The organism is Paenibacillus nuruki (genome assembly GCF_963311185.1).
Taxonomy (GTDB): Bacteria; Bacillota; Bacilli; order Paenibacillales; family Paenibacillaceae; genus Saccharibacillus; species Saccharibacillus nuruki.
The window spans coordinates 4,715,072-4,730,135 of sequence record NZ_OY725677.1; the positions used below are offsets into that span (position 1 = coordinate 4,715,072).

Consider the following 15,064-nt stretch of genomic DNA (forward strand, 5'->3'; position numbering starts at 1 on the left):
ATGGCAAGTCAACCTATTACTTTAAAAAAAGAAGACGAACACAAAGTCATGCAAGAAGCATCTATGATTATTCAGCGGGTATCGCAAGCGGATCAAATGCAGTTAGATACACTGATGGATGAAGTGGGTAAGCTCGGTATGCAGACGCAAGAGCGCGCAGGACAGACCCTACAGATGCTAGACCGTCCGGTCAATGATCTTATGAGCGGCAAGTCCAAAGAAGTGTCTAACTTGATCCTATCGCTTCGTAACGAGTGTGAAGAATTACAGCAAAGTAAAAACGTAGGATTATTTGGTAAATTGTTGCGTAAATCTCCTATCAAAAATTATGTATACAAATACCAGTCTGTCAAAACAAATGTAGACGCGATCGTAATCGGACTTCGAGATGGTAAAGATAATCTGGAAGAAAATATGATCAGTATGCGTACACTCAAACGCAATTCATTAGAAGAAATTTATCAACTCCAATATAAGATTGAGATGGGTAACAAGCTTAAAGATTTATTTGAAGCTGAAATTCAGAAGCCTGAAAATGCTCCTCGCAAAGTATATTTAGAACGGGGTCTACGTAAAGTGGTCACTCGTATTCAATCCATGACTGAAAATATTATGCTGTTTAACCAAGCAATTGCTGCAACCGATATCGTGAATGATACGAATGACAAATTGATTGATTCGGTCAATGATTCGGTCTATAAAGCCGCGAACTTGATCAAAATTTCAGCGATGATTGCGCTGGCGATCGAAGATCAAGAACGTGTAGCGAATGCAGTAGAAAGTGTAAACCAGACGATCGAAGATCAATTCAAGCGCAATGCTGAAATGCTCAAAGTGAATAGTGAACGTTCGGCTGAACTACTCAAAAAGCCTGCAATGTCATTGGATTCAGTCAATCAAGCGATCAATGATCTGATGTCTGCACTGGATAACTCGGAACAATCGAACCGTGATATTATTGCAAGCTGTAAAGATTATACGGTCAAATTATCCGGTATTAACGATATGATGACCAAGCGTCTAGGCTTAGATAGCGCAGATGTTAACAAAGATCCGATCGCTTCGATCACAGGCTCTCCATCCAATTCATTACCGTCTTCCCATACGGCTTCATCGCCTGCACGTGATCCATTATCTGATTTGTTAAAATAAAAAAAATCACTGAGAACAGTATCCTTTTACAGAGGAAACTGTTCTTTTTTTGTTTGTATGGCATCACTAATTATTACGCTAATTACTCATGGGTGATTTGGTATGTAAGGGCTTTCTTTTAGAAATAGTTTGTTTTAATATAACAATGAGGTACGAAAAAAAACACAAAATAAAATGAAATAACCTTCCAATATTCAATAAAATAACGATAAACTTAAAGGAGATATAATAATATGGAACAGACTCAGAAACACCCATTTCAAGATCATACGCTAGATATTGATACACGTGTACACGATTTGGTGTCTCGCTTGAACGATGAAGAAAAGATTGAATCCATGTTGCAATATCAGCCTGCTGTTGAACGTCTAGGTCTAGGCGGATATAAACACGGTACAGAAGCGGCACATGGAATCGCATGGCTAGGTGAAGCTACCTTTTTCCCGCAACCGACAGGATTAGCCTGTACTTGGGATGCTGAATTGATGAAAAAAATCGGTAATGTGATCTCAGATGAAGCGCGTGTAGTCTACAAACGCAATCCAGAAGTGAATGGTCTAACATTGTGGGCACCGACGGTAGATATGGAACGTGATCCACGCTGGGGACGTAACGAAGAAGCTTATGGAGAAGATCCTAAGTTAACAGGAGAATTAACCAGTCATTTAGTGCAAGGTATTCAAGGAGATCATCCTACATATCTCAAAGCTGTAGCTACGTTAAAGCATTTTCTTGGCAATAATAATGAAGTGGAACGTGGCAGTGGTTCTTCCAGTATCGATCCACGGAATATGCGTGAATATTATCTAAAAGCATTTGAACAGCCTTTTGTAGAAGGCGGAGCAAAGTCGATGATGACGGCTTATAATTCGATCAATGGAACGCCAGCTATTTTACATCCACTGGTGAATGAAGTGGTTAAAGGCGAATGGGGAATGGACGGATTTATCGTTAGCGATGCAGGCGATGTGATGGGTATCAAAAATGATCATCATTATTATGACTCTCATACCCCGGGTGTTGCCGAATCGGTCAAAGCAGGAATAGATAGTATTACTGATGATCCTGAATTATCCAAAACAGCTTTGCGTGAAGCTTTGGCGAATGGTCAGCTTACATTTGAAGATATTGATCAAGCATTATTTAACACATTCCGTGTTCGTTTTCTGCTTGGTGAATTCGATTCTGCGGAATTGAATCCGTATGCTCATATCGGCGAAGAAGCTATGATGACCGCAGAAGCCAAAGCATTATCCCTTGAAGCTTCACGCAAGTCAATCGTACTCCTCAAAAATGACAATCAGACATTACCATTATCCAAAACAGCAACTGGAAGTGTAGCTGTGATCGGTGAACTGGGAAATGCAGTCTATCGTGATTGGTACTCCGGTACATTACCTTATGCCGTTACTGCACTTGAAGGTATTCAACAGAAAGTGAATAGCAAAGTATCATATCAAGATGGTAATGATCGAATTACTTTAACGTCGACAGCAACAAGAGCACCATTGTCGATCCAACCTGATCCTGTACAAGAGTCTGTAACAGCTTCAGTCACATCAGCTAATCCTAATGATATTCAATCGAACAAACCGATTACAGGTGTACTGAGTGCTGCTAGCGAGTCTACAACAGAGCAGACTGTATTCGAATTGTCTGATTGGGGATTCGGCAGTTATACGCTACGTGCGCCTAATCATAAATATTGGACAAGCAATGATGATCAAGGCATCGTGACAGCTTCTGCTGATGAAGCATATGGTTGGTTTGTAAAAGAAGTATTTGGACTTCAACCTCAAGCGAATGGAACGACAGCCATAACAACCTGGAATGGTAAAACCGTTTCGGTCAATCCGACTTCCAGGCAATTAACGATCATAGACACACCAGAATCGCTAGACGAACATGCTTCTTTTGAAAAGACAATCGTTGAAAATGGATTAGAGCAAGCAATCGCAGCAGCCAAAGAAGCAGAAACAGCTATCGTATTTGTCGGCAACAATCCATTGATTAATGGTAAAGAAGAGATTGATCGTCCAAGTTTAGAATTAGCGGCATCCCAACTCCATATGGTACAAGAAGTATACAAAGCGAATCCTAATACCGTAGTCGTAGTGGTGGGAAGTTATCCATTTGCGATGGAGTGGGTAGAAGAACATATTCCTGCGATTATCTATTTATCTCATGTAGGGCAAGAATTAGGAAATGCGGTAGCTGATGTATTATACGGAGATTATGCTCCAGCAGGTCGCCTGAATATGACATGGTATCGTTCAGAAGAACAACTGAGTGATATTCGAGATTATGATATTATCCGCACAGGTAGAACATATCAGTATTTTGAAGGAGATGTATTGTATCCGTTCGGTCATGGGTTAACGTATGGGACGTTCCAATATAGTAATATTCAAGTGGTCTCGTCTGAATTAGAAGTGGACGAAGTGATCGAATTATCGGTACAGGTCAAAAATATCAGCGAGATGGATAGCGAAGAAGTGGTGCAATTGTATACACATGTTGATCATTCGCGTGTGAAGCGTCCAATCAAAACGTTGCAAGCCTTCCGCCGTATACATCTAGCAGCTGGAACATCACAGACCGTGCATTTTACGATACCTGTGAAAGAACTATCATTCTGGGATGTAACACGTGATCTGTATTGTGTAGAAGCAGGTACGTATACATTGATGATCGGACGTTCTTCAGCAGATATTGCTCAGCAAATGAGTATCAAAGTCAATGGAGAAGTGATTCCTGCGCGTGATCTCACGTTTACTACACAAGCTGTGAATTACGATAACTATCATCATGTACAGCTAGGCGAATCCAAAGAAGGCGGAGCAGTCATCGAGGCGATCACAGATGAGGCATGGATGCTTTTTCAAGATGTCGATTTTGGTACAGGTGTAGAACACGTTGAGGTTCGAATGGCGACGACCCAAGATCAAGCGAAGATAGAGATTGTATTGGATCAGGTAGATCAAGCAAGTGTAGGCGCTATTGTGCTTGCGAGTGCATCTGGAGAACAGCATTGGAGTACAGAACAGACATCTATCACAGGTGTGACTGGAAAGCATGATGTCTATCTCAAACTTTCAAAAGGTGTGCGCATCTCTACATTCCAATTCGGAGCATCCTCTGAATAATATTGTGAGTGTATCCTGATCGACACAAGTAGTTAACGTGGCATCTGATTAAATTGATAAATCGGTAGTTCAGCAACGACTACAAGTGCAATCACCACGACGACAATAATAACACCTGCAAAAATAAAGCGATCAGCCATAAGATCACCTCCACATGGTTAAGAAATAGATTAAAATTTATTAGATTTCATTACTCAGACGGATATCGTTCTTGATTATAAGACGAACGATATCCGTTATTTGTATCTCTTGGATCAACGCTGAATATAATAAGCCAGGATATAAAGGAAATAAATATGAGCAGGGTAGAATAGATAGAAGAAATATTTCATACTACGTCCTTTTTCACCGTTGTAGAGAGAAAGTGGAATGACAGCGAAGATCATTAACCATTGAAAATTAGTATCCAAATCTAGTAGAGAAGCACCGGATAGCAAGCCTATCATCAGCGAAAATAAAATGAAAAAAATCATTTGCCCGATACGATATTTGCGTAATACATAGAACATGACGCCAAGTAAAATAAAGAAGTACCCACCTTCAACCAATATAGGTATAGGTAGTACATACATGATATAAAGACTCCATGACGAAATATGTTCTTGCGATAATAGACTAATCGCTACAAAACTCAAAAGAACAGGAATCATCATCAGTCCTATTGTACCTAGCATATTCCACCAGCGATGATGCCTGATACTTTGGATCAATCGATCAATCATCAGCATATAAAGCACCGCTAGAAATAACGTTCCAAAAATATTATTGATCAGCATATGGTCTGAAGGGAAAGTAGTTTGCAATCCTTGACTTACAATATTCATCCCAACAAATCCAATATACAAATGCAGTAAATACTTGAACCGATTACGCGTATAATGAAATCCTTCTGCACTTAAAAACAAAAAAATAGGTGCAACAATTCGACCTAGCCATGTAAACCACATTGGTATTCCATCGATATAGAAAAATTGATGCACATGATCAAAAACCATGAATAATATTCCCAGTAATTTAAGCTGAAAATGATTCAGTGTTATTCCTTTACGAAGTGTGAGCATAGACAATATCAGTCACCGTCCTTTAATAGATGACTCAAGCATAAAGGACAGACGTAGATCCAAACTATCGATTTACCTTAAACTTTCCTTACATACCGTTTAAGGTTCTGTTCGTATGTATAGGAGATATAGACATAAAAAAAGACGCTTCATCCGAAGCGTCCCATAATATAATCTTGAGTGGATTGTTGTGTTGGATTGGTGAAGATCGTATCCGTTTCTCCGTGTTCCATCAATTTACCTAAGTAGAAGTACGCTGTATAATTCGATACTCGTGCTGCTTGTTGCATATTGTGAGTTACGATAACGATACGCAATTCATCTTTGAGTTCACTGATCAATTCTTCTACTTTACCTGTTGATACAGGATCAAGTGCAGAAGCCGGTTCATCTAATAACAAAATCTGTGGTGTAACTGATAATGCACGTGCGATACAAAGACGTTGTTGCTGTCCACCGGACAAAGAAAGCGCAGATTCTTTTAACCGATCTTTCACTTCATCCCATAGTGCAGCTTTGCGTAGGCTAGACTCTACGATTTCATCCAGTTGTTTACGGTTTTTGGTGCCATAATAACGTGGACCAAATGCAATATTTTCATAGATCGATTTGAAAAATGGGTTAGGACGTTGCCATACCATACCAATCCGTTGACGAAGCTTGATCACATCGGTAGAGGATGCAGTAAGATCAATCCCATCCATCCAGATATGCCCTGTTGTACGTGAACCTGCGATCTCATCATTCATTCGATTCAATGAACGAAGAAATGTAGATTTACCACAACCTGAAGGGCCGATCAGTGCAGTTACACTTTGTGCCGGGAACGACATGCTTATATTTTTAACGGCTTGATACTCGCCATAATAGATACTTAAATCTTCTGTACTAAAAGGTAATGCCATTGAGAAATTCCTCCTTTAATTCACCCTACAAACCAGATCACATATTAACTCATTCGTCTTGAAGCTGTCATATAACGATAAAGAGTACGTCCCAAGAAACGTGCTAACAGATTGAAGATTAACACCATGATTACAAGTACAGCTGAAGCGCCTGCTGCGATCTGTGTAGCATCTGGAGCAATACCTTCACTGTTTACTTTCCAAATATATACCGCTAATGTCTCAGCTGGACGAAGAGGGTTAATTGGCGAACGTGGGCTAAATGGGTTCCAATTCGTAAAGTCTAGTGGTGGAGTACTCATCCCTGCTGTGAAAAGCAAAGCTGCTGCTTCACCAAATACACGACCTGACGCTAAAATCGTACCTGTAATAAGAGACGGAATCGCTACAGGCAACATAATCGAAGTGATGATTTTCCACTTGGACAGACCCAGTGCAAGCCCTGCTTCTTTTTGCTCTTTCGGTACACCTGCAAAAGCTTGCTCCGTAATCCGTACCATCAACGGTAAATTAAAGATCGTTAGTGCAAGTGCACCGGATAGTAAGGAGAAACCAAGATTGAATGTATTTACAAGTAATAATAATCCGAACAAACCGATAACGATCGAAGGGAATGAAGACAACACTTCAACCACTAGACGGATAAAGTTAGTTAATTTACCCGGCTTTGCATATTCAGACATGTAAATACCTGCTCCAAGACCTAAAGGAACGGTAATTAGCATCGTTAAGAATAATAGGAATAATGAGTTAAATAATTGAGGCCCTATTCCGCCGCCAGCACGCATCGTCTGTGGAACAGAGGTTAAGAAGTTCCAACTGATATGCCCTAGACCACGGAATAAAATAAAACCAAGTAATCCAAGAAGAATCGCTACAATCGCCATAGCAAAAGTAACGATGAGCACAGTAGCCAGTTTATCTGTAGCTTTCGCGCGTTTTCTAGCTTTTTGATTGACTTTTACTGTGCTCATAACCGGTTTCTCCTTTCAAGTAGACGAATAATCAAGACGAAGACAAATGTCATCAACATCAAGACAAGCGCCATACTCCACAACGCATTATTTTGAATCGATCCCATCGCTGTGTTACCCATACCCAGTGTAATTACGCTGGTTAGAGTTGAAGCAGATTCCAGTAAGGACGTAGGGATATGTGGTGAGTTACCGATAACCATCTGTACAGCCAAAGCTTCACCAAAAGCGCGAGCCATACCCAGTACAATACCAGTTAACAATGCAGGCATAACCGTTGGTAAAACAACACGGTAAATCGTTTGCCAGCGTGTAGCACCTAGTGCGTAAGAAGCTTCACGTAATCCGCGTGGCAGAGAAGCGAGAGCATCCGCAGCAACACTCGTAATGGTTGGCAAAATCATAATCGACAATACCAGTGCTCCTGCGCCAATCCCAATTCCTTGCCCGCCTACATGTTCACGTAGAAACGGTACAATAACACTTAAACCGATAAATCCGTATACAACTGAAGGAATACCTGATAACAATTCGATCGCTGGCTGAAGGATACGTTTCCCAAAGCTAGGCACAATCTCTGTCATAAATAAAGCTGCCGAGATACTCAGTGGACTAGCGATCAATGCCGCTAACAGAGTAACCATAAATGAACCTGTAATAAACGGTAATGCTCCAAAAGAAGGAGTGTCTGCTTGAGGATTCCAATTCGTACCCAAGAAGAACTCTTTAAGACTTACGCCGTTGACTGCAAAGGTAGCCACACCTTTAGATGTTACAAAATAAACAATAGATATAATAACAGCAATCAGAAATACGACACAGATAGACGTGTAGATTCTACCGATCCAGTCTTCTACGCGATGCTTTTCCATAGGCCAGGCGCGCCTCCGTGCTTCTCTTGGAGTTGTGTTGGATTGCTCCATACGTTAAAACCTCTTTTCTTAAACTTAAATGGTAATGATTAGAAAATTTTGTGCTATATTAAACGTGAAAAGAGAGGCGGATAGTCCGCCTCTTCCAGCTATTGCCTTGGAAACGTAAGTTTCCTCTTTTCACAGAATGTTTCATTCATTACTTCGTGATCTTACCTTCAACATCACGTTTTACTTGCATACCAGAGATAGAGATATATCCAAGGTCTTTAACATCACCGTTCTGTACTTCATCAGTCAACATGTAATCAAGCAAAGCTTTAGTTGCTGCATCAGGCTCGCCTTTTGTATACATGTGCTCATAAGCCCAGACAGGATATTTACCACTTTCAACATTTTCAACACTAGCATCTACGCCATCATATTGAATAGCTTTAAGGCTATCATCAAGGTAAGAAAGAGCTAGGTAACCAATTGCACCAGGTGTTTCAGTTACTAATTTCTTAACTGTACCTGAAGAATCTTCTTGAATCGAACCCGCTAAATCTTCTACTTTTTGACCCAAAGCAAATTTTTCATAAGTTGCACGAGTACCGGAGCTACTTGGACGGTTAACGATAACGATCGCTTGATCTTTACCACCAACATCTTTCCAGTTTTTTACTTTACCTGTGAAGATATCAACCAATTGTTGTTTTGTTAAGTTCGTTACACCAGCTGCTTCGTTAGCTACTGTTGCAATCGCTACAACTGCTACTTGGTGATCAACCAATTCTTTTGCTTTATCAGCATCTAATTTTTCTTCTGCAAATACATCAGAGTTACCAATGTTTGCTTGACCTTCGGATACTTGAGTTAAACCTGTACCACTACCGCCACCTTGTACTTGAACGGAGACGTTAGCATATTTTGAATCTGCCATGAATTTCTGAGCGACTTGATCAACCAATGGTTGCAATGCAGTCGATCCTACAGCAAGCACGGACCCGCTAAGTTCTGTACCTGTGGAAGCTTCTCCTGTAGTACCAGTTGTTGACCCTGACCCTGTAGTACCTGTGTTAGAACCACAAGCAGCAAGCACAAGAATCATCGTCAGTGTAAATAATAAAATTGGCAGTTTTCTAGACATCGTTTAAATCTCCTCCCCCTAATTAAAGGACCATACGTTTATGTTTTTTTTGACTACTCACTTATTGTAGGGTGGCAATGTTAGGTGTAAGTCCGAGTTTTGTAAACTCTGTATTAAAATTATAATGAATAATGTATTCCATACTTCGATCACATTTGAAATGTTTTGCAATTATAATCAGCAGAGTAGAGAGAATAGAGCAAAGTCAGGAGAGTCAAGATGAATATTTGGAAATTTTCAGCGCTGATTGTGTTAACCACTTTTTTGATGGGTTCTTCATTTGCAGTCGGAAAAATAGGGCTACATTACGCTTCACCGCTTTTTTTGGCGGGTTTACGGTTTGTATTAGCAGGAATCATTATGGTAGTGATTGTGCTGGTATTGCGAAGACCTCATCCTCAAAGCCCTACGATTTGGCTGAAAATGGGGCTGATTGGTGCTTTGCAGACAGCAGGGGTAATGGGTTGTGTATTTATAAGTCTACGCACAATTACTGCGGGTGAGTCGTCGATCTTAACATTTACCAATCCATTATTAGTCGTTGTACTGGGTACGATCTTCATGGGTATGCGGTACAAATGGTATCAGTGGATCGGTGTTGTATTGGGCGTGATCGGTGTGAGCATTACTGTTGGAGCGCAGATTGAATGGAAAATAGGCATTGTATTCGGGTTGTGTTCAGCTGTATTCTGGGCGATGGCTACTTTGCTGGTCAAAAGGTGGGGGACGTTGTTCGATACATGGGTATTGTCTGCGTATCAGATGTTATGTGGAGGCATTATTTTACTACTACTGAGTCTACTATTAGAAGATCCTGTTTTTATCTGGAATAAAGAGTCGATCTTGATCTTGCTATGGTTAAGTATTTTTTCTTCGATTGTTCAGTTTGCAGTCTGGTATTATGTCCTTCAACATGGCGATCCCGGTAAAACGAGTTCTTTTTTGTTTTTAGCTCCTTTTTTCGGCATATTATCCGGCTGGTTATTGCTAGGAGAGACGTTGTATCTTTCCAGTATTGTGGGAGGATTATTTATTATAGTAGGCATTTATCTGGTGAATCGGCAATTTCAATCTAAAAAGAGATCAGCAACGCTTATAAAATAGACGTTATCTATAGATCAGACTGTACGTTTTTTGGATAGAAATCGTGTAGGATGAGCATTTCTAACGCAAACGTACAGTAGTATATCTATGATTTACAGATCAAATACACTTTTAAAACCTTGGGCACCCTGCTCTGTAACTTGAACAGCACGAATAGAAGGAACACGTACAATCCATCCAAGATCAAACAGTTGATGCATCAGTCCTTGTCCCAGAGCGCCTGCTAAATGATGTCGACGTTCGCTCCAATCCAGACAGGCATGAGAAAAAGCACGTCGTTTGCGCTTGAGCATATACAAATCCAGACCGAAATGTGCAAAAAAGACTTCACCTTTAGCGGTGACAATAAATTCAGTCTCGCCTGTAGTGATATATTGATTCGCAAGCATTGTATCGGTCAGAGCTACACCTAATTTGCCAGCTAGATGATCATAACAAGTACGGGCTTCACGTAACGATTGCACTTGACTGGATTGACGCAGCGAACGGACTTCTGGCGGAGAAGATAGGGTTAGAAAGGACTCCAAAATAGAAGCAATATCCTGATTCGCTAACTGATAATACCGATGCCGTCCATGCTTTTCAAAAGTAATCAGTCGTCCTTCGATTAATTTGGATAAATGAAAACTAGCCGTCTGTGGCGTAATACCAGTCATCAATGCCAGTTCACTTGCTGTATGAAAACGTCCATCCATCAGACTGGTCAGTATCGTTGCTCGTGAAGGTTCTGCTAACAAAGAAGCGACTTCAGCGATATTGGGATTAATATTCATAACATCTTCCTTTCCGTATCAAAAAGGCAAAAAGAAGCGAATGTGCTAATGCTTCTTTTTGCCTTTTTTTATGCCTAAAGGTCTTCTTTAGTTCTTTCGGCTAACTTGGTAATAACCTCAATATCTTGATCTGTTAATTGTTCAAAAAAATGTTTGCGTATCGCTTTGGAGAGAAAAGGACGCGCATTATCCAGTGCTAATTTGCCTTCAGATGTAATCTCAACTTGAACACCACGATCGGTATCAAGCGGATTTCGTACCACTAACTCACGTTTTTCCATACGTTTTAGATGATGAGACAACCGACTTTTATCCCAATCCATAGAATCGGCGAGTTCTTGTTGGCGAAGTTTACCTTCTCCCAAAAGAATCAATCGATCCAGTATTCCAAAGTCACTTTCTGATAGCCCGGTGTGATCCGACATTTCTTTAACGACACGTCCGAAAATGGTATGAAAAGTACCTTTCCACATATGCCATATTTTCATTTCTTCTTGATTGATCTCGTGATTATCCATAAAAGTATAATAGCATGGTTGACACGTCAACTTCAACGTGTTAAATTGTATTCAGGTTGACGTGTCAACCTATAAAAATACATTTATCAGTACAAAGGAGATCCTCATGAATAATAAACAGGTTGCTTTGGTGAGTGGAGCGAATAAAGGAATTGGTCTTCAAATTGCAAAAGATCTGGTGGCTAAAGGGTTTACGGTACTGGTCGGTTCACGTCATTTAGAGAATGGTGAAACAGCTGCAAATAGCATAGGGAAGGATGCTCATGCGTTGCAATTAGATGTAACAGATGCTAATTCCGTTACAGCCGCTGCCGAGCATATCCAGCGTGAGTATGGTCGTCTTGATGTGTTGATTAACAATGCAGGTATCTCCCACCCGGGCAAAGAAGATGGGGCTTTTCCAGCAAGTGTGCAATCCGGTCTGTTGACGGTAGCACCGATTGAAGATATTCGGGTGGTATTTGAAACGAATGTATTCGGTGTGATTGCTCTTACGCAAGCGATGTTGCCACTTCTACATCAAGCACCAGCAGGACGGATTGTGAATATCGGTAGTTCTGGCGGATCGCTAACATGGAACTCCAATCCAGACAATCCGCATCGAGCCATGTTCGGCACCTATTCTGCTTCCAAATCAGCACTTCATGCGATCACCCTTGCTTTTGCTTTCGCTTTGGAATCGACTCCGATTAAAGTGAATATTGCTTGTCCTGGATTCACCTCAACAGCACTGAATAACTTTGCAGGTACACGTAGTGTAGAAGAAGGCGCTCGTGAAGCTGTTCGTCTTGCGCTTATTGGAGCAGATGGCCCCACAGGAACATTTTCAGATGAGAATGGTGTAGTAGCCTGGTAAGTAGTCTAGGAATATTATTTCAATCGTTCATTAGATGAGGAGAATAAGATTATGCATGTTTTTGTCACAGGAGCTACAGGATATATCGGTTCTGCTGTTGTTCGTGAGCTTATTGCTGCCGGTCATACGGTCGTTGGTTTAGCTCGCTCAGATCGGAGTGCTCAATTATTAAAAGAAGCTGGTGCTGAAGCGTATCGAGGAGATATTGATCAGGCAGATCGTCTACAACAAGGAGTGGCTAGTGCAGACGGCGTCATTCATTTAGCGTTTAAACATGATTTTTCAGATTTTGAAGGTGCTCTTGCAACAGATCTACAAGTGATTGAAGCGATAGGAGTGGTACTTGAAGGCTCTGGCAAGCCATTTGTGACCACAGCTCATTTTAACGGAATTGCTTCTGAAAATGTCGCTTTATCATTAGCGAAGTGTGGAGTGCGCACATCGATTATCGAACTTTGCCCTTCTGTTCATGGTGAAGGAGATACTGGCTTTATACCACAGCTTATTGAGATTGCTAGAACCAAAGGGGTTTCAGCCTATATCGCAGAAGGCAATAATCGCTGGCCTGCTGTACACAGACTGGATGCTGCTCATTTATACCGGCTTGCTTTAGAACAGGCTGAAGCAGGTTCACGGTTAGATGGGGTGGGCGACGAAGGAATAGCTTTTCGAGAGATAGCCACTATAATTGGCAAACATTTGGATTTGCCTGTAGTGAGTATTGCACAAGAAGAAGCACAAGATCACTTTGGTTTTCTTGGAGCGCTTGCGGGTTTGGATATTCCTCGCTCTAGTCAATCCACTCAAAAAACCTTAGGATGGCAACCGACACATCCTTCATTACTTGAAGGTCTAGAACAAGGACATTACTTTACATCATAAAATAGGTAACCTGTATATACGATAGAGCCCTTTTTGAACAATCAAAAAACCCCTTCTATTTAGCATAGAGGGGCTTTTTGGTATTGAAATGTATAAATTACAATTAGCTTGTATGTGAGTTTTTGAAGCCTTGAATTTCGCCTTTAACTTCTTGAGTTGCAGATTGAGCTTCATCTTTCAAATCTTTAACACCATCTAAAGATTCTTTAACCATACCCACAACTTCTTGACCTTTTTCAGCAAGAACATGTCCACGTTCGTTCAACATTGGAGCGTTCTCAACAACAAGATCAGTCAATTCTGCTACACGAGTACGAATTTTTTCACCTTGTGGAGTAGAGAATAGAAGTGCTGTTCCTGCACCAATTAATGCCCCAGCAATTGCACCTGTAATAATTGATTTTGTAGATTCGTTATCCATAATAGTCGACCCCTTATCTTAGCAATTTAGTATTTACTGTATTATTACCCAGCCAGAAGAATATTACACTCATTCTTCAGAATAATTCATAGAAATAAGATCATAATAAATAATACTTGCAAATACATAGATATCTATGTAATATAAAATTATGTTAAATTACAACGCATGTGCAATCATTTCTAAAATTCGCGACGACGTTAACAAGCTGATTATCACAGAGTTAGCAAAGAACAATATTACAGATGTTGTTCCTTCTCACGGAGATATCCTTTGCTTTTTGTACAGTGAAAAAGGTAGCTTATCTGTTAACACGCTAGCACAGAAAGTGCATCGTACTCAACCAACCGTGACCGTACTGGTCAACAAACTTGAGAAGTTAGGTTATGTAAAGCGTCTCAAAGATGATGAAGATCAGCGCATAACGATGGTTCATTTAACAGATAAAGGATGGGAATTAGAGCCTATCTTCAATCAAGTATCTGAAGCTATCAATCATAAAGTCTATGGTCGTCTAAGTGAACAGGAACAAGAACAATTTGAGTATTTATTAGAACGCGTGTACTCAGGGCTTTGAGATGGTGAGAGCCTTTTTTTATAAAAATATATAGATATCTATCTAATAAGGAGAATGTCATTCATGAAACATTTAATCGTATTTGCTCATCCCCATCAAGAAGGTACTAATCAAGCTATTTTGAAAAGAATGGTACACACCTTAGAAACGCAAGGGCATGAAGTAGTTGTTCGTGATCTATATGCGCTCAATTTCCAACCGGTATTAACAGAAGCAGACACAGAAGCGATGAAAGTTGGTAATACACCAGCAGATATCAAAGCTGAGCAAGAATATATTACTGCGGCTGACGCAATCACCTTTATTTATCCGATCTGGTGGACAGGTCTTCCTGCAATTTTGAAAGGCTATGTAGATCGCGTGTTTGCTTACGGATTTGCTTATGGTTACGGAGAAACAGGCGTTGCTCAATTGCTTACTGGTAAAAAAGGTCTTATTATTAACACACATGGTCAGACGAATGAAATCTATGATCAAGTGGGTATGACCGATGGTCTCAAAATCACATCAACAACAGGAATCTTTGGATTCGTAGGTATTGAAAGTGTAGGGCATTTGATCTTCGGTAGCGCGCCTTATGCGGATGAAGCTCAATTGGAAAATGTATTGCGTCAGGTTGAAGAAACAGTAACGACTGCGTTTAATTCATAAAATGCTTTCTATACTATAGTAGGAAAAAACAAAAAACGAGCTC

At 40.4% G+C, this 15,064-nt stretch carries 15 protein-coding genes; 7 read left to right on the plus strand and 8 right to left on the minus strand.

Features of this window, described 5'->3' with window-relative positions; all coding sequences use genetic code 11:
• A complete protein-coding gene (locus RCP16_RS20930; RefSeq protein ID WP_273592597.1) occupies positions 1 to 1,152 on the plus strand; it encodes a toxic anion resistance protein in 1,152 nt (383 codons plus the stop codon).
• Positions 1,153 to 1,385: 233 nt separating this feature from the next.
• Positions 1,386 to 4,298, plus strand: coding sequence for a glycoside hydrolase family 3 protein (locus RCP16_RS20935; protein WP_308641245.1), 2,913 nt, complete (start codon positions 1,386 to 1,388; stop codon positions 4,296 to 4,298).
• Positions 4,299 to 4,552: 254 nt separating this feature from the next.
• Here RCP16_RS20935 and RCP16_RS20940 read toward each other — a convergent pair whose 3' ends face one another.
• The 5 genes from RCP16_RS20940 to RCP16_RS20960 all read right to left on the minus strand — a co-directional run bounded on the left by RCP16_RS20940 (position 4,553) and on the right by RCP16_RS20960 (position 9,239).
• Positions 4,553 to 5,359: a TraX family protein gene (locus RCP16_RS20940; protein ID WP_308641246.1), complete on the minus strand. Its 807-nt coding sequence runs from the start codon at positions 5,357 to 5,359 to the stop codon at positions 4,553 to 4,555.
• Between the two features lie 149 nt (positions 5,360 to 5,508).
• Positions 5,509 to 6,264: a phosphate ABC transporter ATP-binding protein PstB gene (pstB, locus tag RCP16_RS20945; RefSeq protein WP_069327717.1), complete on the minus strand. Its 756-nt coding sequence runs from the start codon at positions 6,262 to 6,264 to the stop codon at positions 5,509 to 5,511.
• 44 nt (positions 6,265 to 6,308) lie between these two features.
• Complete coding sequence (gene pstA / locus RCP16_RS20950) at positions 6,309 to 7,238, minus strand: phosphate ABC transporter permease PstA (RefSeq protein WP_069327718.1); 930 nt, start codon at positions 7,236 to 7,238, stop codon at positions 6,309 to 6,311.
• The gene (gene pstC, locus RCP16_RS20955) at positions 7,235 to 8,161 is read right to left on the minus strand and encodes a phosphate ABC transporter permease subunit PstC (RefSeq protein ID WP_069327719.1); all 927 of its coding nucleotides are present in this window, start codon (positions 8,159 to 8,161) and stop codon (positions 7,235 to 7,237) included. The genes pstA and pstC overlap by 4 nt, the downstream gene beginning before the upstream one ends.
• Positions 8,162 to 8,309: 148 nt before the next feature.
• Positions 8,310 to 9,239: a phosphate ABC transporter substrate-binding protein gene (locus RCP16_RS20960; protein ID WP_069327720.1), complete on the minus strand. Its 930-nt coding sequence runs from the start codon at positions 9,237 to 9,239 to the stop codon at positions 8,310 to 8,312.
• 219 nt (positions 9,240 to 9,458) lie between these two features.
• On the opposite strand from RCP16_RS20960, the gene RCP16_RS20965 reads away from it, so the two are divergent.
• The gene (locus tag RCP16_RS20965; protein ID WP_308641247.1) at positions 9,459 to 10,343 is read left to right on the plus strand and encodes a DMT family transporter; all 885 of its coding nucleotides are present in this window, start codon (positions 9,459 to 9,461) and stop codon (positions 10,341 to 10,343) included.
• Positions 10,344 to 10,435: 92 nt separating this feature from the next.
• On the opposite strand, the gene RCP16_RS20970 is transcribed toward RCP16_RS20965, so the two are convergent.
• A complete protein-coding gene (locus tag RCP16_RS20970; RefSeq protein ID WP_308641248.1) occupies positions 10,436 to 11,116 on the minus strand; it encodes an ArsR/SmtB family transcription factor in 681 nt (226 codons plus the stop codon).
• A 74-nt stretch (positions 11,117 to 11,190) separates the two neighbouring features.
• Positions 11,191 to 11,634 (minus strand): MarR family winged helix-turn-helix transcriptional regulator, encoded by a 444-nt coding sequence (locus RCP16_RS20975; protein WP_137223062.1) that lies wholly within the window; start codon positions 11,632 to 11,634, stop codon positions 11,191 to 11,193.
• A 106-nt stretch (positions 11,635 to 11,740) separates the two neighbouring features.
• On the opposite strand from RCP16_RS20975, the gene RCP16_RS20980 reads away from it, so the two are divergent.
• Positions 11,741 to 12,490, plus strand: a complete 750-nt coding sequence (locus RCP16_RS20980; RefSeq protein WP_308641249.1) for an SDR family NAD(P)-dependent oxidoreductase — start codon at positions 11,741 to 11,743, stop codon at positions 12,488 to 12,490.
• Between the two features lie 51 nt (positions 12,491 to 12,541).
• Complete coding sequence (locus tag RCP16_RS20985; RefSeq protein ID WP_308641250.1) at positions 12,542 to 13,372, plus strand: SDR family oxidoreductase; 831 nt, start codon at positions 12,542 to 12,544, stop codon at positions 13,370 to 13,372.
• A gap of 103 nt (positions 13,373 to 13,475) precedes the next feature.
• Here RCP16_RS20985 and RCP16_RS20990 read toward each other — a convergent pair whose 3' ends face one another.
• Positions 13,476 to 13,793 (minus strand): YtxH domain-containing protein, encoded by a 318-nt coding sequence (locus RCP16_RS20990; protein WP_069327726.1) that lies wholly within the window; start codon positions 13,791 to 13,793, stop codon positions 13,476 to 13,478.
• A gap of 151 nt (positions 13,794 to 13,944) precedes the next feature.
• Between RCP16_RS20990 and RCP16_RS20995 the strand changes: the two genes are divergently transcribed.
• Positions 13,945 to 14,370, plus strand: coding sequence for a MarR family winged helix-turn-helix transcriptional regulator (locus RCP16_RS20995; RefSeq protein ID WP_069327727.1), 426 nt, complete (start codon positions 13,945 to 13,947; stop codon positions 14,368 to 14,370).
• A 63-nt stretch (positions 14,371 to 14,433) separates the two neighbouring features.
• Entirely contained in the window at positions 14,434 to 15,021 is a 588-nt protein-coding gene (locus RCP16_RS21000; protein ID WP_308641251.1) for an NAD(P)H-dependent oxidoreductase, read from the plus strand.
• The last annotated feature ends 43 nt before the right edge of the window (positions 15,022 to 15,064 follow it).